This is a genomic window from Pseudomonas fragariae (ex Marin et al. 2024) (genome assembly GCF_059621105.1).
The window spans coordinates 420,161-445,247 of the sequence record NZ_CM184369.1 but is presented as its reverse complement, the minus strand read 5'-3'; the positions used below and the strand labels follow the sequence as shown (position 1 = coordinate 445,247).

General features: G+C 60.4%; 21 protein-coding genes and 1 pseudogene. 7 read left to right on the top strand and 15 right to left on the bottom strand.

Translation table 11 applies throughout. The features are described from left to right. Positions 1–128: 128 nt before the first annotated feature. The 8 genes from AC54XV_RS02055 to AC54XV_RS02020 all read right to left on the bottom strand — a co-directional run bounded on the left by AC54XV_RS02055 (position 129) and on the right by AC54XV_RS02020 (position 8,445). Positions 129–1,757, bottom strand: a complete 1,629-nt coding sequence (locus AC54XV_RS02055) for an SPOR domain-containing protein (protein ID WP_032655053.1) — start codon at positions 1,755–1,757, stop codon at positions 129–131. 10 nt (positions 1,758–1,767) lie between these two features. Further along, the gene (gene aroB / locus AC54XV_RS02050) at positions 1,768–2,871 is read right to left on the bottom strand and encodes a 3-dehydroquinate synthase (protein WP_003403032.1); all 1,104 of its coding nucleotides are present in this window, start codon (positions 2,869–2,871) and stop codon (positions 1,768–1,770) included. A gap of 114 nt (positions 2,872–2,985) precedes the next feature. Next, the gene (gene aroK / locus AC54XV_RS02045; protein ID WP_003403034.1) at positions 2,986–3,504 is read right to left on the bottom strand and encodes a shikimate kinase AroK; all 519 of its coding nucleotides are present in this window, start codon (positions 3,502–3,504) and stop codon (positions 2,986–2,988) included. Between the two features lie 4 nt (positions 3,505–3,508). Then, complete coding sequence (locus AC54XV_RS02040) at positions 3,509–5,614, bottom strand: type IV pilus secretin PilQ (RefSeq protein WP_024660872.1); 2,106 nt, start codon at positions 5,612–5,614, stop codon at positions 3,509–3,511. A gap of 47 nt (positions 5,615–5,661) precedes the next feature. Beyond that, on the bottom strand, positions 5,662–6,189 hold the full coding sequence (gene pilP / locus AC54XV_RS02035) for a type 4a pilus biogenesis lipoprotein PilP (protein WP_024651857.1): 528 nt from the start codon (positions 6,187–6,189) through the stop codon (positions 5,662–5,664). Beyond that, positions 6,186–6,809 (bottom strand): type 4a pilus biogenesis protein PilO, encoded by a 624-nt coding sequence (pilO, locus tag AC54XV_RS02030; RefSeq protein WP_024660871.1) that lies wholly within the window; start codon positions 6,807–6,809, stop codon positions 6,186–6,188. The genes pilP and pilO overlap by 4 nt, the downstream gene beginning before the upstream one ends. Further along, positions 6,806–7,381: a PilN domain-containing protein gene (locus AC54XV_RS02025; protein ID WP_003403038.1), complete on the bottom strand. Its 576-nt coding sequence runs from the start codon at positions 7,379–7,381 to the stop codon at positions 6,806–6,808. The genes pilO and AC54XV_RS02025 overlap by 4 nt, the downstream gene beginning before the upstream one ends. Continuing rightward, entirely contained in the window at positions 7,381–8,445 is a 1,065-nt protein-coding gene (locus tag AC54XV_RS02020; RefSeq protein WP_003403040.1) for a pilus assembly protein PilM, read from the bottom strand. Before AC54XV_RS02020 ends, AC54XV_RS02025 begins: the two co-directional genes overlap by 1 nt. Positions 8,446–8,654: 209 nt before the next feature. On the opposite strand from AC54XV_RS02020, the gene AC54XV_RS02015 reads away from it, so the two are divergent. Then, complete coding sequence (locus AC54XV_RS02015; protein ID WP_496718905.1) at positions 8,655–11,096, top strand: penicillin-binding protein 1A; 2,442 nt, start codon at positions 8,655–8,657, stop codon at positions 11,094–11,096. A 251-nt stretch (positions 11,097–11,347) separates the two neighbouring features. Here the strand turns inward: AC54XV_RS02015 and AC54XV_RS02010 are convergent, their stop codons facing one another. The 3 genes from AC54XV_RS02010 to rpmE form a co-directional block, all read right to left on the bottom strand. Beyond that, the gene (locus AC54XV_RS02010; RefSeq protein WP_024641863.1) at positions 11,348–12,616 is read right to left on the bottom strand and encodes a malic enzyme-like NAD(P)-binding protein; all 1,269 of its coding nucleotides are present in this window, start codon (positions 12,614–12,616) and stop codon (positions 11,348–11,350) included. Between the two features lie 181 nt (positions 12,617–12,797). Then, the gene (locus tag AC54XV_RS02005; protein WP_057457309.1) at positions 12,798–13,601 is read right to left on the bottom strand and encodes a thermonuclease family protein; all 804 of its coding nucleotides are present in this window, start codon (positions 13,599–13,601) and stop codon (positions 12,798–12,800) included. A gap of 13 nt (positions 13,602–13,614) precedes the next feature. Next, complete coding sequence (gene rpmE, locus AC54XV_RS02000; RefSeq protein WP_003403048.1) at positions 13,615–13,836, bottom strand: 50S ribosomal protein L31; 222 nt, start codon at positions 13,834–13,836, stop codon at positions 13,615–13,617. 169 nt (positions 13,837–14,005) lie between these two features. On the opposite strand from rpmE, the gene AC54XV_RS01995 reads away from it, so the two are divergent. From AC54XV_RS01995 to AC54XV_RS01970, 6 genes are all read left to right on the top strand, one after another. Then, on the top strand, positions 14,006–16,225 hold the full coding sequence (locus AC54XV_RS01995; RefSeq protein WP_003403050.1) for a primosomal protein N': 2,220 nt from the start codon (positions 14,006–14,008) through the stop codon (positions 16,223–16,225). Positions 16,226–16,322: 97 nt separating this feature from the next. Then, positions 16,323–18,062 (top strand): arginine--tRNA ligase, encoded by a 1,740-nt coding sequence (argS, locus tag AC54XV_RS01990; RefSeq protein ID WP_058398652.1) that lies wholly within the window; start codon positions 16,323–16,325, stop codon positions 18,060–18,062. Between the two features lies 1 nt (position 18,063). Further along, positions 18,064–18,759, top strand: a complete 696-nt coding sequence (locus AC54XV_RS01985; protein ID WP_003403056.1) for an SPOR domain-containing protein — start codon at positions 18,064–18,066, stop codon at positions 18,757–18,759. A 415-nt stretch (positions 18,760–19,174) separates the two neighbouring features. Next, positions 19,175–19,705: an ATP-dependent protease subunit HslV gene (hslV, locus tag AC54XV_RS01980; protein ID WP_003392345.1), complete on the top strand. Its 531-nt coding sequence runs from the start codon at positions 19,175–19,177 to the stop codon at positions 19,703–19,705. Positions 19,706–19,771: 66 nt separating this feature from the next. Further along, a complete protein-coding gene (hslU, locus tag AC54XV_RS01975) occupies positions 19,772–21,109 on the top strand; it encodes an ATP-dependent protease ATPase subunit HslU (RefSeq protein WP_003316641.1) in 1,338 nt (445 codons plus the stop codon). A gap of 100 nt (positions 21,110–21,209) precedes the next feature. Next, positions 21,210–21,581, top strand: a complete 372-nt coding sequence (locus AC54XV_RS01970; protein WP_003403059.1) for a gamma-butyrobetaine hydroxylase family protein — start codon at positions 21,210–21,212, stop codon at positions 21,579–21,581. A gap of 479 nt (positions 21,582–22,060) precedes the next feature. On the opposite strand, the gene AC54XV_RS01965 is transcribed toward AC54XV_RS01970, so the two are convergent. The 4 genes and pseudogenes from AC54XV_RS01965 to AC54XV_RS01950 form a co-directional block, all read right to left on the bottom strand. After that, positions 22,061–23,436, bottom strand: a protein-coding gene (locus AC54XV_RS01965) for an IS3-like element ISPsy9 family transposase (protein ID WP_099081513.1) whose coding sequence is annotated in 2 segments (ribosomal slippage) — positions 22,061–22,965 and positions 22,965–23,436 — 1,377 coding nt in all. Because the reading frame shifts where the segments join, the coding sequence is not laid out codon by codon here. Positions 23,437–23,736: 300 nt separating this feature from the next. Next, positions 23,737–24,429 (bottom strand): phasin family protein, encoded by a 693-nt coding sequence (locus tag AC54XV_RS01960; protein ID WP_011266369.1) that lies wholly within the window; start codon positions 24,427–24,429, stop codon positions 23,737–23,739. A gap of 37 nt (positions 24,430–24,466) precedes the next feature. Next, positions 24,467–24,640: pseudogene (locus AC54XV_RS01955) on the bottom strand (phasin family protein); the annotation flags it as partial. Between the two features lie 61 nt (positions 24,641–24,701). Further along, the gene (locus tag AC54XV_RS01950; RefSeq protein WP_058398651.1) at positions 24,702–24,980 is read right to left on the bottom strand and encodes a polyhydroxyalkanoic acid system family protein; all 279 of its coding nucleotides are present in this window, start codon (positions 24,978–24,980) and stop codon (positions 24,702–24,704) included. Between the last annotated feature and the right edge of the window lie 107 nt (positions 24,981–25,087).

Below are 25,087 nucleotides of genomic sequence, written 5' to 3'. Positions count from 1 at the left end.
ACTGACGCGACGGGAGACTGTAAGGCGCTTGTAACGCAGACGCCGCAAGGCTCGGGCCGATAGGCCGCGCGCGCAGGCGGGTTAAGTCAGGCAGGTCGGCAAACGGCCCGGGTAGGGCCGCTGCGACTTCAACGAGTGGCGCCGAGCTCTTGTTGGACGCTGGCGACAGTACGAGGCCAAGGTTTACCAGCCTGAACCTTGGCTGGCAATACCTTGATGGCTGCCAGGGCGGCAGCGCGGTCAGGAAAGTTGCCGTACGTCACAACGTACAGCGGCTTGCCCTGCAGGGTTTTCTTGAAATAACGATACTCGCCACCCTGCTCTGCAACGTAGGCCTGGGCCGTCGCTTCGGAGCTGGTGCCGAGAATCTGCACCACGTAGTGGCCTGGTGCCTGGCTGCTGTACCAGCTACCGCCGGCAGCCGGTTTGGCGGCGGCCGCTGCCGGTTTTTCAGCCGGTTTGGCAGCCGGAGCCGGGGCAGGCTTGGCCGTAGCAACCTGAGTCTGCGCAGGTGCCGGCTTGGCCGCTGGCGCAGGTGCAGGTGCAGGTGTCGGCGCAGGGATGGACGAACGAGGCGTCTGCGCTGCGGCCTGACCTGCCGGAACACCGGCTGGAGGCGCAGTAGTGGTCACGGTCGGCGGCTGGGCAGGCGAACCTGTCGGCACGGCGTCTTCGTCGGAATCACTGGAACCGGCGGCTTCGGCCAGAGGACCGCGCATCACCGGCTGGTTGCCATTCATCGGCAACGGCATCGGCTGGGAATTGCCAGCGAATTCGATGGCCGGGCTGCCGTTGTTCGATTGTTGAGCAGTTGGCTTGCCTTCGCCCAGCGGCAGTTGCGCCTGAGCGGAAGCCGGGGCATTGGCGGGTGTACCCGTCTTGTCGCCGCGACCCGGGATCAGCACGGCTGCTGCCACGGCCACTATGACAACGGCACCCAAGGCCAATACGTGTTTTTTCGGCATTTTGAACCCCACACTTGGACGCTTGACCGCGGAACGACTCGCGATCATCGCCTCGATCATTGAATCGCGGGCTACCTGGTTGATTGCGCCAGGCCAGCCATCGGACTGTTCATGAATATCGGTGATCTGGTCGGCGGTGAACAACGCGATTCCCTGCCCTGCACCCTCCAGACGCTGAGCCAGATACTCCCGGGTTTCCTCTTCCGTATAGGGTTGCAGCTCGATGACGTGAAAGCGTTCGCCTTCGACATCGCCCTGCAGGTCGGCACACATCTGATCGAGACGATCGAGCAGCGATGGCTCTCCGAACAGGAATACATGCGGACGCCCTTCAGGCGTTCCCGCAGCAAGACCCAGCAACGCTTCGAGCGCCGAATCGCCAAGTTGTTCCGCATCGTCAACCAGCAGGTAGACTTCCTGACCGGTCAGCCCGAGCTGCACGACCTGCGACAGGATCGACTGCATTTCAGCCTGGGCGACGCTCAGCGCCTGCGCGACCTGCTGCAGCACGCCCGCAGCATCGCCGGCACCGCGCGCAGAAATCACGACACTTTGCACCGACTGCTTGTTGGTACTCGCTACCAACGCCTGGCGCAGCAGGGTCTTGCCGCTGCCCTGAGGCCCGGTAACCGCCAGCAGCAGCTGACTGTAGCGCGCTAGATGATGAAGCTGACCCAGCACAGGCTTGCGTTGGGCAGGAAAGAATTTGAAGCCAGGTACCCGCGCCGCAAAGGGGTCATGACTCAACTGATAATGGCCGAGGAAGGCCTCGTCGGCATGCAAACTAGTCATGGGGTTTCCGTTAACCTCTGAGCTGATCCACCAGGGCGCGATAATCCGCAACCAGAGTGGCCTGTAATACTTCTTTTGGATATTCGTCCGTGATAACCGCTTCACCCATCCGGCGCAACAGCACCAGACGCAAGCGACCGTCGATGACTTTCTTGTCGATCGCCATGTGTTCGAGGAAATTGTCTTGCGTCATGTCCTGCGGCGGCACGACCGGCAGCCCGGCACGCTGAAACAGGCGAATGCCGCGATCCCGCTCCTGCGTGCTGATCCAGCCCAGGCGCGAGGACATTTCCAGCGCCATGACCGTACCGGCAGCAACCGCCTCGCCATGCAGCCAGACACCATAGCCCATATGCGTCTCGATGGCGTGCCCGAATGTGTGACCCAGGTTCAATGTCGCACGAACACCGGACTCGCGCTCATCGGCGCCGACCACCAGCGCCTTGGCGGCGCAGGAACGTTCGATGGCCACGGTCAGCGCCGCCTGGTCCAGCCCGCGCAGTGCATCGACGTGCTCTTCGAGCCAGGTCAGAAAGGGTTCGTCGCAGATCAGGCCGTACTTGATGACTTCCGCCAGCCCGGCGGACAGCTCACGCTCGGGCAGGGTATTGAGCGATGCGGTATCGATCAGCACCACACTCGGCTGATAGAAGGCACCGACCATGTTCTTGCCCAGCGGGTGGTTGATGCCGGTCTTGCCGCCGACCGACGAGTCCACCTGAGACAGCAGCGTGGTCGGGATCTGGATGAAGTTCACGCCACGCTGATAGCAGGCGGCAGCGAACCCGGCCATGTCGCCGATCACCCCGCCACCCAGGGCGATGACCGTGGTACGACGATCATGACGGGCGGTCAGCAGGCCATCGAAAATGGTCTGCAGGGTCTCCCAGTTCTTGAACGCCTCGCCATCGGGCAGAACAATCGGCAGAACGTTGTAACCGGCCAGGGTTTGCGTCAGGCGTTCCAGGTACAGCGGCGCCACTGTCGTGTTGGAAACGATAGCTACCTGGCGCCCGACGATGTGCGGGGTCAGGAGCTCTGGCTGATCCAGCAGGCCTTCGCCAATATGGATCGGGTAGCTACGCTCACCAAGCTCGACCTTAAGTGTCTGCATGTGTCCCCACATTGATTACCGATTGGACGGTGTGTGCTTCAGCAGGTCATGACGCAAGGCCATGCACCGTCGCTGTTTTCCGGGCGTCGAGAATAGCGCATTTTCGCCTGCGCTTTAACGGGGAGGAAGCTCTGCCAGTCGCGCCAGTATCTCAAGAACCACCATTCGGGGCGGCCGCTCATCGGTTTCAATCACGATATCGGCGATTTCCCGATAAAACGGGTCACGGATGGCCAGCAACTCGCTCAGTACCCGGGCAGGATCGGCGGTACGCAGCAAAGGCCGATTGCGATCACGCGCGGTGCGCCCCACCTGTTGCTCGATCGAGGCGTGCAGATAAACCACACGCCCGCCGGCGCGCAGTGCCTGGCGATTTTCGCTGCGCATGACCGCACCACCGCCGGTCGCCAGAACCACGCCATCGGCGGCGCACAGTTCGGCAATCATGGCCTGCTCGCGATCACGAAAACCCGGTTCGCCTTCCTTGTCGAAGATCCAGGGAATATTGGCGCCCGTACGCAGCTCGATTTCCTTGTCGGAATCCTTGAACGGCAGTCGCAATTCTTTGGCAAGCAAACGGCCGATGGTGCTCTTGCCAGCACCCATCGGCCCCACAAGTATTAAATTTCGCACAAAATCAACGACTCACAGAAATCGCCTGGTTGTTCATGATACGCGGAGTCAAAAATACCAACAGCTCGGATTTGGACTCGGATACCACATCGCGCCTGAAAAGCCGGCCAAGATACGGTACATCGCCAAGAAATGGCACTTTATCGACAACTTTACTTTGCGTATTCGAGAACACACCACCGATGACGATGGTTTCGCCGTCGGAAATCAGCACCTTGGCGTTGACCTCGTTCTTCTTGATGGGCGGTACGCCCAGTACCGCATTCAGGTAGTCCGGCTCGTCCTTGGTGACCTTCACTTCCATGATGATGCGGTTGTCCGGCGTGATCTGCGGCGTCACTTCAAGCGACAGGGAAGCTTCCTTGAAGCTCACGGTGGTCGCACCGCTGGAGCTGGATTCCTGATACGGGATCTCCGTGCCCTTGAGGATCTTGGCGGTTTCCTTGTCGGAGGTGACCACCTTGGGCTGGGAGACGATTTCACCGTTACCGGTTTTCTCCATGGCACTCAGCTCAAGGTCCAGCAGCGTGTTGTTGGTCACGAAGCCCAGGCCTATGCCGGTCGTCGCATCAGCAGCGCCCAGGTCCACGAACGGCACGTTGGAGGTCACACTGCTGCCAGTGTTACCGGCCTCGTCGCCGTTATTATCCAGCCCGTAGGTTGTCCATTTGCCGCTGCCGCTGGTGTTGGTAGACCCGCCCCAGCGTACCCCGAGCTGCTTGTTGTAATCGACGTTGGCCTCGACGATGCGCGCCTCGATCATCACCTGGCGTACCGGGATGTCCAGTTGCGACACGATACGACGCAGTTCGTCGAGTCGTTCCTGGGTCTGGTAGGCAATGATGTTGTTGGTCCGGTCGTCCACCGTGATCGAGCCACGCTCGTCGGCCTTGGACTCGGCACTGGTCACGGACTGGAACAGCTTGGCGATGTCGGCAGCCTTGGCATAATTGACCTGCAGCAGCTCACGGCGCAGGGGTGCCAGCTCGGCGATCTGTTTGAGTGACTCCAGCTCCTGACGCTCGCGGGCGGCAATTTCATCAGCCGGTGCGACCAGTAGAACGTTGCCGACCTTGCGCTTGTCCAGGCCCTTGGTTTTCAGCACCAGATCCAGCGCCTGATCCCATGGCACATTCTGCAGACGCAGGGTGATACCGCCCTGGACCGTATCACTGGCCACCAGATTGAGGTTGGTGAAGTCGGCAATCAGCTGCAGCACCGAACGCACATCGATGTCCTGGAAGTTCAGCGACAGCTTTTCACCGGTGTACACCGGCTTGTCGGCAGCGCGGCGGTCCAGATCCTCGTTGGTCAACGGGCGCACGCTGATCGTCAGCTTGTTTTCGGTCTGGAACGCCGAGTAGTCGAAGGCGCCCGACGGCTCGATCAGAATGCTGGCCTTGTCACCTGTCGCCGAAGCACTGACGAACTGCACCGGCGTGGCGAAGTCCTTGACGTCCAGGCGGACGCGCAGCGGTTCGGGCAGCTGGGTCTTGGCGAAGTCCACGCGGATCTTGCCGCCCTGCTCCTGAATATCCGGGGCAATGCCGGGGTTGCTCAGGTCGATGACCACATTGCCCTCACCCAGCTCGCCACGCTGGAAGTCGACATTCCTGATGGCCTTGACGCCAGCGGGGATGAACGGCCTGGCAGATGCCGGCGTGGGGGGTGGCGCTGCGACCCGTTGTGCGCCCATCGCGGTAGTCGGCTGGGAGGCTTGCGCGGCGCCGGCACCCTGGCCGATGACCACGAACAGGTTGTTGCCATCGACGCGGGAGCTGTACGGCGAAAGCGTGGTCAGGTTGATGATCACCCGGGTACGGTCCTGAGCCTGTACCACGACCACACTGCGCGCATTGCCGGTGCCCAGGTCACGACTTTTGGTCGCCAGCTGGCTGGTAACACCCGGCAGGTCCAGCGCAATGCGCGCCGGTTGCGAGGTGGTGTAACCGCGCGGTGCAGGCACCGGGGCGTCGAATGCCAGCTTCAGCTCGATGCGGTCACCCGGCAGGGCGGCGACATCCAGGGTCTTGAGGTTGGCAGCCTGGAGAACCGGCGACAGCATCGCGATGCATAACGACACGCCGATAATCGAGAGAATCCGGGTCATGATCAATTTCCGTTGAGCGCTACTGTGCATACTTGGCCTTGCCCACTTCATGAGCGTTCTTTGAGGGCGATCGTGCGCGGCCTTTCCAGCCACGCCCCCTCTCCATCAGGAACAATTTCGATGACATCAACCTGCGCGTCGCCGATCGACACTACCCGGCCGTTGTTACGCCCCAGATAATCCCCCACCTTGACGCGATGAACACCTCCGGCACCGCGCAGCAGGGCGAATGTCCCTGACTCGTTGCCCATCGTGCCGACCATCTCGAACGACTCGATATTGAAGCCTTCAAGGAACTGTTTGACCCGGTGTTCGTCCGGCGCCACCAGCCGTGACCCCTTCTGGCGGTTGAGCAGGTCGATCTTGACCGGCGGCTGAAAAGGACTGCGCAGCGTGGAGGCGTTGTAGGTGAACGCCTCATACGGCCGAAACTTGGGCAGCGGCTCGATGTTGCCACTCGGGCGGGCTCTGGCCTGATCCATGAATTCAGAAAGATCGGCAAAATCATTGTCATTACCGCAACCGGCCAGCCCTGCCAGAACCACACTGACGCACAGCAATCGCGCCGCCCTCATTTCTTCAGCCCTTCATCGTTGTAGCGGTAGGTCTTGGCCAGAATGCTCATGCGCAACTTGGTCGGCACCTTGGGATCGACCGGCTTGATCTCGAAATCATGCAGCGTAACGATGCGCGGCAGGCTGGCGACGCCGCTGACGAAGGTCGCCAGGTCGTGATAACCACCGACCACGGTGATCTGTATCGGCAGCTCGATGTAGAACTGCTGGGCCGCCTCGGGCAGCAGCTTGATTTCCTCGAACTCGAGCCCGCTTCCCAGTCCGGTTCGGGTGATGTCCTCAAGCAGCCCAGGCACTTCGGTGTCGCTGGGCAATTGCCGCAGCAGGGCACCGAAGGTGTTTTCCATTTCTTCCATCTGCTTCTTGTACGGATCGAGGTTGGCCGCCTGGAAGGCCTTGTTGGAGAACTGCTCCTTGAGCGTCACCTCGCTGCCCTGCGCGCTTTCCAGCTGGGTTTCCAGGTCCTGGATAAAGAAGAAATAGCCCAGTGCGAAAATCATGACCGCGACCAGCACCCCGGCAATGGCCTTGATCGCCGCAGGCCATGAACCGAGGTTGTTCAGGTCCAGTTCGCTCAGATCGACCTTGCGCAGCCCTTCCAGCCATTCGGACATATTCATGGCTTGGCTCCTGCGGCAGCGGCAACCGGTGGCTGGGTCTGGCGTACGGTCAACTGAAAGACGTTGGCCTGATCCACAGCACCGGCGGTCGTGGCCTTGACCTCGGTCAGGCTCGGCGCTTCCAGCCAGTCGGAAGCTTCAAGATTACGCATCAGGTCGGAAACCCGGTTGTTCGACTCGGCAGCACCATTGATGGCGATCAGCTTGTCGGTCATTTTGACCTGCGAGTAATAGACGCCATCCGGCAGGGTCCGCGCCAGTTGATCGAAGACGCGCCCGGTGATCGGGCGGTTGCCTTGCAGGTCCTGAATGATCTTCATGCGCTCGAGCAGTTGCTTGCGACGGGCCTTGAGGTCGCTGATCTCCTTGATGCGGATATCGAGCTGGGCAATCTGTGTCTGCAGAAACGCATTGCGTGCCATCTGATGCTCGAGGGCGTTGCTGACGTACCGATCGATCAGAAACAGAATGCCGACTGATACCACCAACACGCCGACCAAGGCAGTCAGGAAGCGTTTCTTTCGTTCTTCGCGAAGCTCTTCGCGCCACGGTAATAAGTTGATCCGCGCCATCAGTCGAAACTCCTCAACGCCAGGCCACACGCGATCATCAGCGCCGGCGCATCACTGGCCAGGGCGCCGGCATTGACCTTGGAACTCAGGGCCATGTCGGCAAACGGGTTGGCGACCATGGTCGGAGTGCCGATGCGCCGCTGGATCAGATGCTCCAGCCCTGAAATCGAAGCCGTGCCGCCTGCCAGCATGATGTGATCCACGGAGTTGTATTGACCGGCCGCAAAGAAGAACTGCAGGGAGCGGGAAACCTGCTGCACCAGCGCTTCCTTGAAGGGGTCGAGCACCTCGCTGACGTAGTCGTCGGGCAAGCCGCCCTGCTTCTTGGCAAGCCCGGCTTCCTCCATGGAGAGCCCGTAGCGGCGCTGAATTTCGTCAGTCAGCTGGCGCCCGCCAAACAGCTGCTCGCGGGTATAAATGATCCGGCCATGATGCAGCACGCTCAGGGTGGTCATGGTGGCGCCTATATCGACCACGGCCACCGTCAGCTCGTCATGACCGTTGCCCAGTTGCGCGGCCAGCAGTCCGAACGAGCGCTCGAGGGCGTAGGCCTCGACATCGACCACGCGCGCGGTCAGCCCGGCCAGCGCCAGGGCTGCCTCGCGCACTTCGACGTTCTCCTTGCGGCAGGCAGCCAGCAACACCTCGACGCGTTCGGGATTGCGCACCGAATAGCCCTGCACTTCGAAATCGATGGCGACTTCTTCCAGCGGATAGGGGATGTACTGGTCAGCTTCAAGCTTGAGCTGGTTTTCCATGTCATCGTCGGAAAGACCGGCGTCCATCTCGATGGTCTTGGTGATCACCGCCGAACCGGCCACGGCAACCGCCACGTTCTTGACGCTGGTCTTGGCCTTGGCGAGCACGCGAGACAACGCCTGCCCGACCCCTTCGAGTTCGGCAATGTTCTTTTCGACGACAGCGTTGGCCGGCAACGGCTCTACTGCGTAAGACTCGACCTTGTAACGGGTGCCGGAACGACTCAATTCCAGGAGTTTTACCGAGGTGGAGCTAATATCGATCCCTAGAAGGGTGTTGGCCTTCTTACTGAAGAGTTCGAACACAACCTGATTCCTATGAGTTTCCGTCACTTACGGAGTTATTTCGGGCCAACGTCACTGTCGACAGCCTTGACAGTAGCGCAAATCACGCGTGGGGACGAAAAATGCTTATAATGCCCAGCGTTTTTTTCATTTAACAAAGCTTCAAGGCATGTTCATTTGTAAATGCCTGCGCTTAACCCATTATTTTTTCTGGAAATCCAAAAGCCTTGATACGCCTGCTGAAGTTTTTCTGGTGGTCCCTCGTCGCGGTATTCTGCTCGCTGTTGCTTGGCCTGAGCGGCGCGTTTCTTTACCTGAGCCCGACCCTGCCCTCCGTTGACGCGCTGCGAAGCATTCAACTGCAAATCCCCCTGCGCGTGTTCACCAGCGACGGCAAGCTGATTGCCGAGTTCGGTGAAATGCGCCGCACGCCGATTCGCTTCGCGGAAATCCCGCCCAATTTCATCAACGCACTGCTGTCGGCCGAAGACGACAACTTCGCCAACCACTACGGCGTCGACCCGGGCAGCCTGATGCGCGCCGCCACTCAACTGGTCAAGAGCGGCCATATTCAGTCAGGCGGCAGTACCATCACCATGCAGGTCGCGAAAAACTTCTTCCTGACCAGCGAGCGCAGCTTTTCGCGCAAAACCACCGAGATCCTGTTGGCCTTGCAAATCGAGCGCCAACTTACCAAGGACGAGATTCTCGAGCTGTACGTCAACAAGATTTATCTGGGTAACCGCGCCTACGGGATCGAGGCAGCGGCGCAAGTCTACTATGGCAAATCGATTCGCGATGTAAGCCTTGCGCAAATGGCCATGATTGCCGGTCTGCCCAAGGCACCGTCACGCTTCAACCCGTTGGCCAACCCGACCCGTGCCAAGGAACGTCGCGACTGGATCCTCGGCCGCATGTATCGTCTGGGCAAGATCGACCAGGCCGCTTACCAGGCAGCGCTGAACGAACCGCTCAACGCCAGCTATCACGTGCCGACGCCGGAAGTGAATGCGCCGTACATCGCTGAAATGGCGCGGGCAGAAATGGTCGGCCGCTATGGCAGCGAGGCCTACACAGAAGGCTTCCGCGTCACCACGACGGTGCCGAGCGACCTTCAGGAACACGCCAACAAGTCCATCCAGCAAGGCTTGATCGATTATGACCAGCGCCACGGCTACCGTGGTCCGGAAAGCCGATTCCCGGGCATGACCCGCGCCAACTGGGTACAGGAACTGACCAGGCAGCGCATGATCAACGGCCTCGAGCCCGGCATCGTGACCCAGGTCGACAAGACCGGTCTGCGCGTTCTGACCCACAACGGCGAGAAGGAAGAAACCGCAGACTGGGCCACCATGAAGTGGGCGCGGCCTTACCTGAATACCAACAGCCTGGGCGCCAATCCGAAGCAGCCGGGTGACGTTGCCAAGGTCGGCGACCTGGTTCGTCTGCTGCGCCAGGACGATGGCTCGCTGAAATTCAGTCAAATTCCCGTCGCGCAGAGCGCACTGGTATCGCTTGATCCGCAGAACGGTGCCATTCGTGCGCTGGTCGGCGGCTTCGCGTTCGAGCAGAGCAACTACAACCGTGCCATGCAGGCCAAACGTCAACCGGGCTCCAGCTTCAAGCCGTTCATCTACAGCGCGGCGCTGGATAACGGCTACACCGCTTCCAGCCTGGTGAACGACGCGCCTATCGTCTTTGTCGACGAATACCTGGACAAGGTATGGCGTCCGAAAAATGACACCAACACCTTCCTCGGGCCGATCCGCCTGCGCGAGGCGCTGTACAAATCTCGTAACCTGGTATCGATCCGCTTGCTTCAGGCCCTCGGCATCGACAGCACCATCGACTACATCACCCGCTTCGGCTTCTCCAAGCAGGACTTGCCGCGCAACCTGTCGCTGGCACTGGGTACGGCGACACTGACCCCGATGGAAATCGCCACCGGCTGGGCGACCTTCGCCAACGGCGGTTACAAGGTCAGCCCTTATCTGATCCAGACCATCGAGAACCGTGACGGCCAGACCCTGTTTGTCGCCAACCCGCCAAGCGTTCCGGCCAATGACGTCAATACCGCGCCCAATACTTCGACCTTTGCGGTACATGACAGCCCGAGCGTGGTTGCGGGTCCACCGGGCGCACCAGCCCAGCCGCAAGCGCCTGCCGTTGCCGAGCGCATTGTCGATGGCCGCACCACGTACATTCTGAACAGCATGCTGCAGGACGTGATCAAGCGCGGCACCGGGCGCCGCGCGCTGTCCATGAACAGACCGGACATCGCCGGCAAGACCGGTACCACCAACGATTCCAAGGATGCCTGGTTCTCCGGGTATAACGCAGACTACGTGACGACGGTGTGGAGTGGTTTCGATCAGCCTGAAAGCCTTGGCCGTCACGAATTCGGCGGGACGGTCTCGCTGCCGATCTGGATGGACTACATGAGCGCTGCGCTCAAGGACAAGCCGCCGCATCAACAGGCCGAACCGCCAGGCATTCTCAGCCTGCGCGTCGACCCATTGAGTGGCCGCGCCGCTACGCCAAGCACGCCGAACGCATTCTTCGAGCTGTTCAAAAGCGAAGACACACCGCCAAGCGTCAACGAACTGGGCGGCAGCAGTGCACCGGGCAGCCCGTTACCGGCAGATGAGTCCGCGCCAATCGATTTGTTCTGATAGCACTGCGCAGGCTTGTGACGCGGAGCGTCACGAAAGGCATTGCCACGCTGGAGCGTGAGGAACGATAGTCGTCAGTCAGATCACCATCGTGCCCATGCTCCGCCCTGACGGTTATACGCAGGTCCCGTGGGAGCGAGCTTGCTCGCGAAGAGGCCAGTTCAATCCCTGAAAATGCCCCACAAGTGCAGGGTATCCAAGGCATAAAAAAACCCCTGCATCGCTGCAGGGGTTTTTTATTGGCTCAGGGATCAGCCCTTGAACACGTCATCCACGCTGGTCAGCGGGTAGTGCTTCGGATAAGGCAGGGTGGCAACGCCGCTTTCGATGGCGGCCTTGGCCACTGCATCGGCGATCAGGCCCAGCAGGCGCGTATCCATTGGTTTCGGGATGATGTACTCACGACCGAATTCCAGTTTGATGCCGCCGTAGGCGTCGCTGACTTCCTGTGGCACAGGCAGCTTGGCCAGTTCGCGCAGGGCGTTGGCCGCAGCGATTTTCATTTCTTCGTTGATGCGCTTGGCGCGAACGTCCAGAGCACCGCGGAAGATGAACGGGAAGCCCAGCACGTTGTTGACCTGGTTCGGGTAGTCCGAACGGCCAGTGGCCATGATCACATCGCTGCGCGTGGCGTGAGCCAGTTCCGGGGAGATTTCCGGATCAGGGTTCGAGCAAGCGAACACGATCGGGTCCTTGGCCATCAGCTTGAGGTTTTCAGCGCTCAGCAGGTTAGGGCCGGACAGGCCTACGAATACGTCAGCGCCATCCAGTGCATCGGTCAGCGAGCGCTTCTCGGTAGCGTGAGCGAATGCAGCCTTGTACGGATTCAGGTCGGTACGGCCGGAGTGGATAACGCCGGTACGGTCGACCATGAAGATGTTTTCGATCTTCGCGCCCATGCTCACCAGCAGCTTCATGCAGGAGATGGCTGCAGCGCCAGCGCCCAGGCAGACGATCTTCGCCGATTCGAGGGTCTTGCCGACGATTTCCAGTGCGTTGATCATGCCGGCCGCCGTCACGATAGCGGTGCCGTGCTGGTCATCATGGAAAACCGGGATGTCGCACTGTTCGATCAGCGCCTTCTCGATTTCAAAGCACTCAGGCGCCTTGATGTCTTCCAGGTTGATGCCACCGAAGGTGATGGAGATACGCTTGACGGTGTCGATGAACGCCTGCGGGCTTTCGGAATCGACTTCGATATCGAAAACGTCGATACCGGCAAAGCGCTTGAACAGAACGCCCTTACCTTCCATGACCGGCTTGGAAGCCAATGGCCCCAGATCGCCGAGGCCGAGAATCGCGGTGCCATCAGAAATAACTGCTACCAGATTGCCTTTGCCGGTGTACTTGTAAGCCAGCTCGGGGTCACGGGCAATTTCACGCACGGGTTCAGCAACGCCAGGGCTGTAGGCCAGAGCCAGGTCACGAGCGGTTGCAGTCGGCTTGGTGAGTTCGACGCTCAGCTTCCCCGGACGAGGATTGGCATGGTATTCGAGCGCGGCAGTTTTCAGATCTGACATGTATTGGATTCCGCTTTTTTTACTGTGGGACAGACGGACCGCCGAGGATACGCAAGATGCATAGTCCTAACAAGACTGGCCAGTCACTGCTGTCAATAGGCACAGGCTTAGACTTTAGCTTAGAGGCCTGATACGTGAACACTCGGTCACGCTCGTCGGATCACTGGCCTGGAGGGCGCTTCTAACGGCGGGGAGGGCTCAGCATGGCGGGATGGGTCAGTGGCAGCAGCCAGCGGGACTGCCCGGCTTTCAGGCCCGCGCGCCGGGAGCGGTCGACTACCCAGCCACGCGCTTCGACCTGCTGCCCTTCGAGGCGCTGGAGCATCGCCGTATCGAACGCATTCAGGTGGGCAGGCGCGACACGCAGGACCAGCGAGCCCTGCAACTCGATCCAGATACCGCCGCGATTGCGCTGCACACGCCTGACCTGACCGGACACAATCGCGAACCCGCCTGTGCTCAGCCGGGTCGAGGACTGCACCGGCGAATTGCGCCACACACCCAGCCGCGCCTCACGTGCCTGACGCTCCGCGCCCTGCTGGCAAGCGACCAGCCTGACATTGGGCGCAACGGCCACCAGATAGCCCAGACCTTCACTCAGCAACTGCGCCTCGAGGTTGGCGCCCTTACGGTCATAGACGTTGGCCAGCGTGCGGCCGTAATGATCCTTGCCCTGCTGGCCGATACGCAGCCTGACCTTGCCGCCGCTTTCATTCACCAGCGTCTGCAAGCGCTTTTTCGCCGCCTCGGCAAACGGTTCGGCCGACCGGCCTTTCCTGCCGGTTTCAGGCGTATTGAGCCCGATCATCCGCACACTGCGGCCATCGGTCAGCTTTAACGTGTCGCCGTCGACCACACGCTGCACCTGTGCAATCGGCAACGAGGCAGGTGCGGGGCAGAAGGCCTGCGCAGCGGACACCCAAATCGCGGGCATAAAAAAGACGCCCACAAGGAGCGCCTTTTCAAGCAGCCTGGAGATGCCCATAGGGCAGCCAGTCTTACTTCGCTTTGGTTGCGCCGAACGCACCGAAACGGGATTTGAACTTGTCGACACGGCCGCCAACGTCAAGCATCTTCTGCTTGCCGGTGTAGAACGGGTGGCACTCGTTGCACACGTCCAGGCTCAGAGGAGCGGCCAGGGTGGAACGGGTCTTGATGACATTGCCGCAGCTGCAGGTAGCGTCAATGGCTTCGTAAACTGGATGGATATCAGCTTTCATCGGTACTTCCTCGGTCTAACGCGCCGCCACCCAACACTATTGTTGAATACCGCACGGAAATAGGCTGCGGATAGTACCAGACAATTGCAACGACGCAAGCGAACCTTCACACCGGTCGTCTGCTAAGATCGCGCCTCCGTCATCACTTATCACCACAGGGAAACACCGCGTGCCCGACGCCATCCTGCGCCTTGCCCTGCCCTCGCCGCTTCGCCGCCTGTTCGACTACCGCGCCCCTGCGGGCGTGTCGCGCAGCGCCTTGCAGCCGGGCATGCGTCTGCGAGTGCCGTTCGGACGTCGGGAAATGATCGGCATTCTGGTGGAAGTGGTCGATCACAGCGAAGTACCCGCCGACAAGCTGAAGCCGGCTATCGCCCTGCTCGACAGTGAAGCGCCGCTGCCGCCCGCACTGTTCAAGCTGTGCCTGTGGACCTCGCAGTACTACCAGCACAGCCTCGGAGACACACTGAGCTGGGCCTTGCCGGTGCTGCTGCGTCAGGGCGAACTGGCCGAAAGTCGCCAGGAGCGCTTCTGGCATGTGGCCCCGGGCGCCAGCGTCGACGATCCGCGCATCGCCCGCGCGCCCAAGCAGCGCGAAGCCCTGACCACCCTTGCCCAGCATCCGCACGGAGTGGCGCATCAACTGCTCAGCAAGCTGATGCTTAACAGGGACAGCCTCAACCTGTTGCTGGCCAAGGAGCTGGTGTACGTCGAGGTCCGCAGCCATGCGCCCAGCGCACGCCATGAACACTGGCTGGCCCAGCCTGAATTGCCACTCAACACCGAACAACGCGCCGCTTACGAAGCGATCCGCGCCGGATTCGACAGCTTTCATGCGTTTCTGCTGGCCGGTGTCACCGGCAGCGGCAAGACCGAAGTCTATCTGCAACTGATCCGCGAAACCCTCGAAGCCGGCAAGCAGGCGCTGGTGCTGATCCCGGAAATCAACCTCGGCCCGCAGACCCTGGCGCGCTTCGAGCAGCGCTTCAATGCGCGCATTGCGCTGGTCCACTCGGCGGTCAACGACCGCGAACGGCTGGACGCCTGGCTGGCGGCTCGCGATGGCGAGGCGGACATCATCATCGGCACGCGTTCGGCGCTGTTCACGCCGATGAAAAACCCCGGCCTGATCATCATCGACGAAGAACACGACGGTTCCTATAAACAGCAGGAAGGTCTGCGCTATCACGCCCGCGATCTGGCACTGGTGCGGGCGCGTCAGGAAAACATTCCGATTGTCCTGGGCTCGGCCACGCCGTCCCTGGAAAGCCTGCACAACGCCTACACCGGCCGCTATGGCCTGTTGCGCCTGAATCAGCGCGCGGGCGGCGCACAACAGCCGCGTTTCATGCGCCTGGACGTCAAGAGCCGACCGCTGGACAGCGGCATCTCCGGGCCCATGCAGCAGGCCATCGGCCAGACGCTCGCGGCAGGCCAGCAGGTTTTGGTGTTCCTCAACCGTCGCGGCTTTGCGCCAACCTTGCTGTGCCACGACTGCGGCTGGATGTCCGGCTGCCAACGCTGCGATGCACGCATGACCGTGCACCAGCGCTCGGGCGAACTGCGCTGCCATCACTGCGGGTATGTCGAGCGCGTACCGCGTCAGTGCCCGTCGTGCGGCAAGGTGGATTTGCGCCCGGTAGGCGCCGGCACCGAGCGCGCCGAAGAGCGCCTGGCGATTCTGTTTCCGGACTACCCCGTGCTGCGTGTCGATCGCGACAGCACGTCGCGCAAGGACGCCATGAACCAGCTGTTCACGACGATCCAGCGCGGTCAGCCGTGCATTCTGGTCGGCACGCAAATGCTCGCCAAGGGCCATCACTTTCCCCGGGTCACGCTGGTCTCGATTCTGGACGCCGACGGCGGGCTGTTTTCCGGCGACTTCCGCGCCAGCGAGCGCATGGCGCAACTGATCGTGCAGGTGGCAGGCCGTGCCGGGCGCGCCGAAGAGCCTGGCAAGGTGATCATCCAGACCCACCTGGCCGACCATCCGTTGCTGATCCAGCTGACCGAGCAGGGTTATTTCGCCTTTGCCGAACAAGCCTTGAGCGAGCGCCGTTCAGCGGGTCTGCCACCGTTTTCACACCTTGCACTGCTGCGCGCCGAAGCGCACAAGCCGGGGCAGGCCGAGGCCTTTCTTGATCAGGCCTGCAGCGATGCCGAGCAACTGGTTGCGCAAATGGCGCTGGGCGGCATTGAGCTGCTGGGCCCGGTTCCGGCACCGATGGAACGCCGCGCCGGGCGTTATCGCGCGCAACTGCTGGTGCAGTCCAGCGCCCGCGCGCCACTGCATAAATTGCTTGCCACCTGGCTGCTCGCGCTGGAGCAAATGCCCAGCGGTCGACAGGTCAGATGGTCGCTGGATGTGGATCCTGTGGATCTTTATTAAGTCACGCCGTTGGCAAGCAGGCTTGAGCAACGGATAATGCAGAGTTTTTCCACCCGCGCATCGAAGCGCCACCGCGCTTGCGGTCGAAGAGAGCACCATGAAAGACACGATTCGCCAGCTGATTCAACAAGCCCTGACCCGTCTCGTCACCGAGGGCGTCTTGCCAGAAGGGCTGACGCCGGCGATTCAGGTGGAAAACGCCCGCGACAAGACGCACGGCGACTTCGCCAGCAATATCGCGATGATGCTCGCCAAGCCTGCCGGCATGAAACCGCGCGATCTGGCTGAAAAACTGATCGCCGCCCTCCCGGCCGACGAGCAGATCAGCAAGGTCGAAATTGCCGGGCCGGGCTTCCTGAACTTCTTCCAGAACACCGCCGCGCTCGCCGCACGCCTCGACGCTGCCTTGGCCGACCCGGAAAAACTGTCGGTCCGCAAGGCGGGCGCTGCACAGCGCGTGGTCGTCGATCTGTCGGCACCCAATCTGGCCAAGGAAATGCACGTTGGGCACCTGCGCTCGACCATTATTGGCGACGGCGTGGCGAACGTTCTCGAGTTTCTCGGCGACACGGTCATTCGCCAGAACCACGTGGGCGACTGGGGCACCCAGTTCGGCATGCTGCTGGCCTATCTGCAGGAAAAGCCGGCGACCAGCGACGAGCTGTCCGACCTGGAAAACTTCTACCGCGCCGCCAAGCAGCGCTTTGACGAGTCCGAAGAGTTCGCCGAGCGTGCCCGTGGCCTGGTGGTCAAGCTGCAGGCCGGCGATGCCGAATGCCTGGCGCTGTGGACGCGCTTCAAGGACATCTCGCTGTCGCACTGCCAGGAGACCTACGAGCGCCTCAACGTCAAGCTGACCCCGGCCGACGTGATGGGCGAAAGCGCCTATAACGATGACCTGGCCAATGTCGTCAACGACCTGAAAGCCACGGGCCTGCTGGTCGAGAGCAATGGCGCACAATGCGTGTTCCTCGAAGAATTCCGCACCGCCGATGACACGCCGTTGCCGGTCATCGTGCAGAAGGCCGGTGGCGGTTATCTGTATGCCACCACCGACCTGGCAGCGATCCGCTATCGCAGCAAGGTGCTCAAGGCCGATCGCGTACTGTATTTCGTCGACCAGCGTCAGGCCCTGCACTTCCAGCAGGTGTTCGAAGTGGCGCGCCGCGCCGGTTTCGTGCATGACGGCATGCAGCTCGAACACATGGGCTTCGGCACCATGAACGGCGCCGATGGCCGCCCGTTCAAGACCCGCGATGGCGGCACGGTCAAGCTCATCGACCTGCTCGATGAAGCCGAAGAGCGCGCCTACACGCTGGTCAGGGAAAAGAACCCGGAAGTCGCCGAAGCGGAATTGCGCAGCATTGCCAAGGCCGTGGGCATCAGTGCGGTGAAATACGCCGACCTGTCCAAGCACCGCGCCAGCGATTACAGCTTCAACTTCGATCAGATGCTCAGTTTCGAAGGCAACACCGCGCCCTATCTGCTGTACGCCTACACCCGTGTGGCCGGCGTGTTCCGCAAGCTGGGCAGCGCGTTTGACGCCAGCAAGGGCCAGATCGTCCTCGCAGCGCCGCAGGAACAGGAACTGGCCGCACGTCTGGCGCAGCTCACCGAAACACTGAACAACGTCGCAGAAAAAGGCACACCGCACGTACTTTGTGCTTACCTGTATGACCTTGCGGGTCTGTTTTCGAGCTTTTACGAAAACTGCCCGATCCTTGGTGCGGAAAACCCCGATCAGCAACAGAGCCGTCTGCGCCTGGCTGCACTGACCGGCCGCACCCTCAAGCAAGGCCTGGACCTGTTGGGTCTGGAAACTCTGGAGCGTATGTAAGTTGGCAGTTGCGAAGAAGAAACCGGCACCCAAGCGGGGCGCCAGCCGTTACCAGGCACCCGCGAAGAAGCCGATTCCAGGATGGTTGTGGCTGGCGATTGGCTTGACCGTGGGCGCATTCGTGGTCTTTTTGATGAAGCTCGAACCCGGTGGCGATGACGTCAAGCGGGTCAGGGCAGACGCCAAGGCTGCAAAGATCGCCGAAGCAAACAAGACACCGCCAAGCCCTACGGCGCCGGTCAAACCCAAGTACGACTTCTACACATTGCTGCCGGAATCGGAAGTGATCGTGCCGAACGAGGCCGTGCCGGAGAAAACCCCGCCGCCTGTGGCACCGACAGCACCGGTCTCGCCGGAACAGGCAGCCAAGATCGACACGGCACGTGCCCAGGCAGCCCTCAGCGGCCTGACGCCTCCGCCGGCGCCACCGGTTGCGACCACCAAGCCGGCAGCGGTGACGACGTTCTTCCTGCAGGCAGGCTCGTTCCGCAAACAGGCTGACGCCGAGAAGGTCCGCGCGCAAATCATCCTGCTGGGCCAGACCTCTACCGTCGAGTCGGGCACCGTCAAGGATGAAACCTGGTATCGCGTACTGGTCGGCCCGTTCAGCAACCGCGAACAACTGACCACTGCCCAGAAACAACTGGCAAGCGGCGGATTTAGTAACCTGTTGTTGCAACAGCGCCAGAGCCGCTAGCCAAAGCGCCGCTGTTTCCGTGCTCATCGCGTGTTTTCGATGAGTACGGAGAACGGAGCTTCTGCCCGAAGGGCGTAGGAGCGGACTTGTCCGCGATCTGCCGGGAACCGGCAGCAAAACCAGCCGCATCTGTGTATCAGACCCAGCCGAGACAGCCTGTTTGGGGGCCGCTTCGCAGCCCATCGCGGACAAGTCCGCTCCTACGCCCGTTGGGCAGAATCAAAACGGCCTTCTGTCCGCTACAAAAACCGGGAGATCGCGGACAAATGAAGCGTCGCCCGGTCCGCTTAAAGAGTTGGGACAAGAATCATACGGTCATTCCCCCCCGATTCATCCCCAAGGTTGAAATACTCACCCACACCCCCATATGAGTTTGCATCAGGGCATTTTCGCCCCGCAGTGTGGAGACTCTCCCTTGACCACCATCGTTTCAGTGCGCCGCCACGGTAAAGTCGTCATGGCTGGCGACGGCCAGGTTTCTCTGGGCAACACCGTCATGAAAGGCAACGCCAAGAAGGTACGCCGCCTGTATCACGGTGAAGTGATCGCCGGATTCGCTGGCGCGACCGCCGATGCATTCACGCTGTTCGAACGCTTCGAGGCCCAACTGGAAAAACACCAGGGGCATCTGGTTCGTGCAGCCGTCGAACTGGCCAAGGACTGGCGCACCGATCGCTCGCTGAGCCGCCTTGAAGCCATGCTGGCCGTCGCCAACAAGGACGCCTCGCTGATCATCACCGGCAACGGTGACGTGGTCGAGCCCGAGGACGGACTGATCGCCATGGGCTCCGGCGGCGCATTCGCTCAGGCCGCAGCACGCGCCCTGCTGCTCAAGACCGACCTGTCGGCCCGCGAAATTGCCGAGACTTCCCTGCATATCGCCGGCGACATTTGCGTGTTCACCAACCACAACATCACCATTGAGGAGCAGGACCTCGCCGGCTAAGCCGCTGCCGGGCCGCACATCTTGCGGCCCCATCGACTTGACCGTACCAGAGGACCGTGAATAACCATGTCAATGACTCCCCGAGAAATCGTCCATGAACTCAACCGCCATATTATCGGCCAGGACGATGCCAAGCGCGCCGTGGCCATTGCCCTGCGCAATCGCTGGCGCCGCATGCAGTTGCCGGAAGAGCTGCGTGTTGAAGTAACCCCCAAGAACATTCTGATGATCGGTCCGACCGGTGTCGGCAAAACCGAAATCGCCCGTCGTCTGGCCAAACTCGCCAACGCGCCGTTCATCAAGGTCGAAGCCACCAAATTCACCGAAGTTGGTTATGTGGGTCGTGATGTAGAGTCGATCATCCGTGATCTGGCCGATGCCGCGATCAAGCTGCTGCGCGAACAGGAAATCGTCAAGGTGCGTCACCGTGCCGAAGATGCTGCCGAAGAGCGCATTCTCGACGCCCTGCTGCCACCGGCCCGGGTCGGCTTCAACGAAGACCCGGCGCAGAGCAGCGATTCCAATACCCGTCAGCTGTTCCGCAAGCGTCTGCGCGAAGGCCAGCTGGATGACAAGGAAATCGAGATCGAGATCAACGAAGCCGTTGGTGTCGATATCTCCGCGCCGCCTGGCATGGAGGAGATGACCAATCAGTTGCAGAGCCTGTTTGCCAACATGGGCAAGGGCAAGACCAAGAGCCGCAAACTCAAGGTCAAGGAAGCGCTCAAGCTGGTACGCGAAGAAGAAGCTGGCCGTCTGGTCAATGAAGAAGAGCTGAAAGCCAAGGCGCTGGAAGCGGTCGAACAACACGGCATCGTGTTCATCGACGAAATCGACAAGGTGGCCAAGCGTGGTAATTCGGGCGGTGTCGACGTGTCCCGTGAAGGCGTGCAGCGCGACCTGCTGCCGCTGATCGAAGGCTGCACCGTGAACACCAAACTGGGCATGGTCAAGACCGACCACATCCTGTTTATCGCCTCGGGCGCGTTCCATTTGAGCAAGCCGAGTGATCTGGTCCCCGAGCTGCAAGGCCGTCTGCCGATCCGCGTCGAACTCAAGGCGCTGTCGCCGCAGGACTTCGAGCGCATCCTCAGCGAGCCGCATGCGTCGTTGACCGAACAGTACCGCGAGCTGCTCAAGACCGAAGGCCTGAAGATCGAGTTCAAGCCTGAAGGCATCAAGCGCCTGGCCGAGATCGCCTGGCAGGTCAACGAGAAGACCGAGAATATTGGTGCCCGCCGCCTGCACACGCTGCTTGAGCGCCTGCTCGAGGAAGTCTCGTTCAGCGCCGGTGACCTGGCCATCAGCCCTGACGCAGCGCCGATCGAGATCGACGCAGAATACGTCAACAGTCACCTGGGTGATCTGGCAGAAAACGAAGACCTGTCGCGTTATATTCTCTGAAGCTGCAAGCTATTAGCTGCAAGCTGCAAGCGGTTGTTCACGCTTGCAGCTTTTTTGCTTCTGCTTGAAGCTTGCAGCTTAAAACTTGAGGCTGTTCTCAATGCTCCCAACCGCCATCCAACTGCATAAAGCCTCCAAGACCCTGACGCTGAAATACGCGCCGGATGAGGAATACCATTTGCCCGCCGAATTTCTGCGGGTGCATTCCCCTTCTGCCGAAGTTCAGGGCCACGGCCGGCCGATCCTGCAATTCGGCAAACTGGGAGTCGGCCTGACCAAGGTCGAGCCCGCCGGGCAATATGCGCTGAAACTCACTTTCGATGACGGCCATGACAGCGGCCTGTTTACCTGGGAATACCTGTACGAACTGGCCACACGGCAGGCTTCGCTGTGGGAAGACTACCTGCAGGAACTCGAAAAATCCGGCAAGTCCCGCGACCCTTCCGAACACGTCATCAAACTGATGCTCTGATCCGCCTGCAGGTGTCCGCATGAACACCATTGTGCCGATGCTCCGCGTGGGCATGCCGTTCTGGACGCTCTGCGTCCTACCTTGAGCAGGTGGCGCGGCGTAGATCTGTGACGCGGAGCGTCACGAAAGGCATTCCCACGCTGGAGCGTGAGGAACGATAGTCGTCAGCCAGATCATCATCGTGCCCATGCTCCGCGTGGGCATGCCGTTCTGGACGCTCTGCGTCCTCCCTTGAGCAGGTGGCGCGGCGCAGATTTGTGACGCGGAGCGTCACGAAAGGCATGCCCACGCTGGAGCGTGAGGAACGATAGGCGTCAGGTAGCTCACCATCGTGCCCATGCTCCGCGTGGGTATGCCGTTCTGGACGCTCTGCGTCCTCCCTGAGCAGGTGGCGCGGCGTTGGTCTGTGACGCGGAGCGTCACGAAATACATTCCCACGCTGGAGTGGTGTGACCCCCGAAGGTTGGACAATTATCCACCTACGCTGCCTTGGCGGCCTGCATTCTGTATTCCACAGGACTCAGGCCGTTAAGCTTCAGTTTTATGCGTGAGTGATTGTAATACTCAATGTACTCTTCGATACCCGCTTGAAGCTCATCCAGATCGTTAAATTTGTTCAGGTAGAAAAATTCGGATTTCAGCGTGCTAAAAAAGCTCTCAATAGCCGCGTTGTCGTAGCAGTTACCCTTGCGCGACATGCTGGCTGCGATCGAATTCTCATTGAGCAGTCGCTGGTAAATAGGCATCCGATATTGCCAACCCTGGTCGGAATGCAAAATCGGCTTTTCATGCGGTCCAAGCCGCTTAAATGCTCCTTCAAGCATTTCGTCGACCATGGAGTACAGCGGGCGCCTGGCAATCGCATAGGAAATGATTTCGCCGCTGTACAGATCCATGATCGGCGACAGATAAAGTTTCTGGCCTCCTACTTTGAATTCGGTCACGTCGGTGGCCCATTTCTGGTTAGGGTATTGCGCTTTGAAATCACGCTTTAGCAGGTTAGGCGCGGCCTTGCCTGTTTCGCCTTTGTAGGAACGGTATTTCTTCACGCGTATCAGGCTCTTCAGGCCTAGCTGCCCCATTAGTTTCTGCACCGTCTTGTGGTTCACAAGATGGCCCGCCCTGCGCAACGCTGCCGTGATGCGACGATAGCCATACCGGCCCTTGTGCTCGTAGAAAGTTGCCTGAATCAGGTCTTTCAGCCCGGCGTATTTGTCATCTGCCAGCAGTACCTTTTGTTGATAGTAAAAAGTGCTGCGTGCCAGACCGGCAAACTTCAGCAGGCCGTCCAGAGAATGTAAAGGCCTCAGTTCCATCACGATTTGCGCTTTTTCTGCTGCGCTATTCGTTGCTTCTTCTGAACCAAGGCATCGAGCTTTTTTAGATAATCGACCTCCATCCGCAGTTGCTTCACCTCGGCAAGCAACTCGTCACGCGAGCGCGATTCATCGTTGATCGGAGCGGAGTTCACAGGGGGAAGGGGCGTCGTCATCTTTCTTGGGCGTCCAACTTTCTTAGGGGGCTTTGAGGATGCGTTAAGAGCACCTTCGTCAAAAAGGCGCTGCCATAGATTGATGATGCCGAACTGACGGATATCGAACAAGGCCGCTGTCTGGCGCAGTGATAATCGCTCATCATGCATGCGCTTCAAAACAGCTAGCTTGAATTCGTCACTGTAACGCTGCCGCCTTTTCTCTTTAAGAGCGGCTGGGCCGTGGATCTGATAAGCCGCGACCCACTGACGAAGGCAGGAAAAGTCCACATCGTGGCGACGCGCAACATCCCTCAAACCTGCCTTGCCGGCACAATACTCTTTCACGGCTGCGAGTTTTGCCTGCTCTGTATATTTACCCATGACGCCTCCAAAGGTTGCATCCAACCTTCGGGGGTCACACCAGAGCGTGAGGAACGATAGTCGTCCGTAAGAACATCATCGTGCCCATGCTCCGCGTGGGCATGCCGTTCTGGACGCTCTGCGTCCTACCTTGAGCAGGTGGCGCGGCGTAGATCTGTGACGCGGAGCGTCACGAAAGGCATTCCCACGCTGGAGCGTGAGGAACGATAGTCGTCCGTAAGAACACCATCGTGCCCATGCTCCGCGTGGGTATGCCGTTCGGGACGCTCTGCGTCCTATCTTCTTTGTTGCAGCCAAGTATCAGGACTGAATCGCTGGTTTTTCCGGCACGGCCGGCGTAGGGGGCTTGGTAGCAGGTTTGGCCGCCGGCTTTCTTGTCGCTGGTTTTTTCGCTGCTGCAGTTTTGGTCGCGGTGCTGGTTTTGCGGGTGCTCGTAGCGGCAGGCTTTTTGGCAGCCTCGACGGGCATGGCCGCTGCTTTCTTGACGGCTGGCTTGGGCGCAGCCTTGACCAACGGTTTCGCCGCGCTCTTCGTCGCTGCCGGTTTGGCCGCCACAGTGCGCGAAGCAGCCGGTCTGGCTTTCGCGCCCGTCAGTAGCTCGATCTGCCGGGTCAGCTGGTCGACCTTGCTGTTCAGCGCCTGTACTTCACTGCGGCTCGGCACACCCAGGCGCGCAATCGCGCCATTCAGACGCTTGTCGAAAGCCTCTTCCAGCTCGTTCCACTTGCCAACCGCGAGGTCTTTCACGTCGTCCACGCGGGACTTGGCCGACTTGCTGGTGTTCTTGACGTCATCGAGCTGCTTCTGCGCTTCGACCTTGGTCAGCTTCTCGGCCTTCTCGCCGTCCTTCACCAGCGTCTCGAAAAGCTTGCTGCCGTCATTGCTGATTTTGGAATACGCGCCCAAACCAGCCAGCCAGATCTGACGAGAGTACTTCTCAACCTCGCCCATCCAGGAGCTGCCATCTTTTTCGGTTTTTTTCTTGCCAGCCATCCTGTTCTCCTTATCGTCCAGACGTGAAACGCACGAGTCATTCGGCACGCAGCGTTCGAGCTTTTATCGGCCCGACACGCTCATGCAGCACCGGCGGCTCATCGAGCCTGGCAATGAGCGTGTCTACACCATGTTTAGACGCGATACCGATCCGGTTCAAGGCCTTTGCGACTCGAAGGTCGAAAGCACACTCGATTCTGTCGATTTGCGCTCACAAAAGAGCGCGCAGGCACATGACCGCGAAGAAAAATCAGAGGGGCTGCAGACAGCGTTCAGGCAGCGAGCGCCTTGTCCAGAACGCGCTCGACTTCTGTCTTGATCGAACCGCTCATGGCCGACAGGATGAAGTTCAGCTCGATGTTGACGCGGATCAAAGCCTCTTCGACCTCGACCTCACCCTTGGCGCCCTTGCCCTCCAGTTTTACGGTATCGCCAGCCCATTCGTAGGCCAGTCCGTATCGGGTGGACAGCTTCTCGACCAGTTGCTCGGCCTTTTCGCGAGCCTTCTCGAGGCCCAGGGCGTGCGGGCGTTCAACGGTTATCTTGGCCATCGGAGGCTTCCTTGATCGTCATATGAAATGCGGCGCAACTATATACACCCGCCCGCATCCAAGAAAGCGTTGCAGGTGAGCCTTGTCAAGACAAAGCCGGCCTTGGC

Bases quoted from the DNA above. Each gene is read 5' to 3' on its own strand.
- aroB (WP_003403032.1), bottom strand. From the start codon at position 2,871: ATGCAGACACTTAAGGTCGAGCTTGGTGAGCGTAGCTACCCGATCCAT.
- AC54XV_RS02055 (WP_032655053.1), bottom strand. From the start codon at position 1,757: ATGACTAGTTTGCATGCCGACGAGGCCTTCCTCGGCCATTATCAGTTG.
- AC54XV_RS01950 (WP_058398651.1), bottom strand. From the start codon at position 24,980: ATGGCCAAGATAACCGTTGAACGCCCGCACGCCCTGGGCCTCGAGAAG.
- AC54XV_RS02040 (WP_024660872.1), bottom strand. From the start codon at position 5,614: ATGACCCGGATTCTCTCGATTATCGGCGTGTCGTTATGCATCGCGATG.
- rpmE (WP_003403048.1), bottom strand. From the start codon at position 13,836: ATGAAAGCTGATATCCATCCAGTTTACGAAGCCATTGACGCTACCTGC.
- pilP (WP_024651857.1), bottom strand. From the start codon at position 6,189: ATGAGGGCGGCGCGATTGCTGTGCGTCAGTGTGGTTCTGGCAGGGCTG.
- AC54XV_RS02005 (WP_057457309.1), bottom strand. From the start codon at position 13,601: ATGGGCATCTCCAGGCTGCTTGAAAAGGCGCTCCTTGTGGGCGTCTTT.
- pilO (WP_024660871.1), bottom strand. From the start codon at position 6,809: ATGAATATGTCCGAATGGCTGGAAGGGCTGCGCAAGGTCGATCTGAGC.
- hslU (WP_003316641.1), top strand. From the start codon at position 19,772: ATGTCAATGACTCCCCGAGAAATCGTCCATGAACTCAACCGCCATATT.
- AC54XV_RS02010 (WP_024641863.1), bottom strand. From the start codon at position 12,616: ATGTCAGATCTGAAAACTGCCGCGCTCGAATACCATGCCAATCCTCGT.
- argS (WP_058398652.1), top strand. From the start codon at position 16,323: ATGAAAGACACGATTCGCCAGCTGATTCAACAAGCCCTGACCCGTCTC.
- AC54XV_RS01970 (WP_003403059.1), top strand. From the start codon at position 21,210: ATGCTCCCAACCGCCATCCAACTGCATAAAGCCTCCAAGACCCTGACG.
- AC54XV_RS02025 (WP_003403038.1), bottom strand. From the start codon at position 7,381: ATGGCGCGGATCAACTTATTACCGTGGCGCGAAGAGCTTCGCGAAGAA.
- AC54XV_RS01960 (WP_011266369.1), bottom strand. From the start codon at position 24,429: ATGGCTGGCAAGAAAAAAACCGAAAAAGATGGCAGCTCCTGGATGGGC.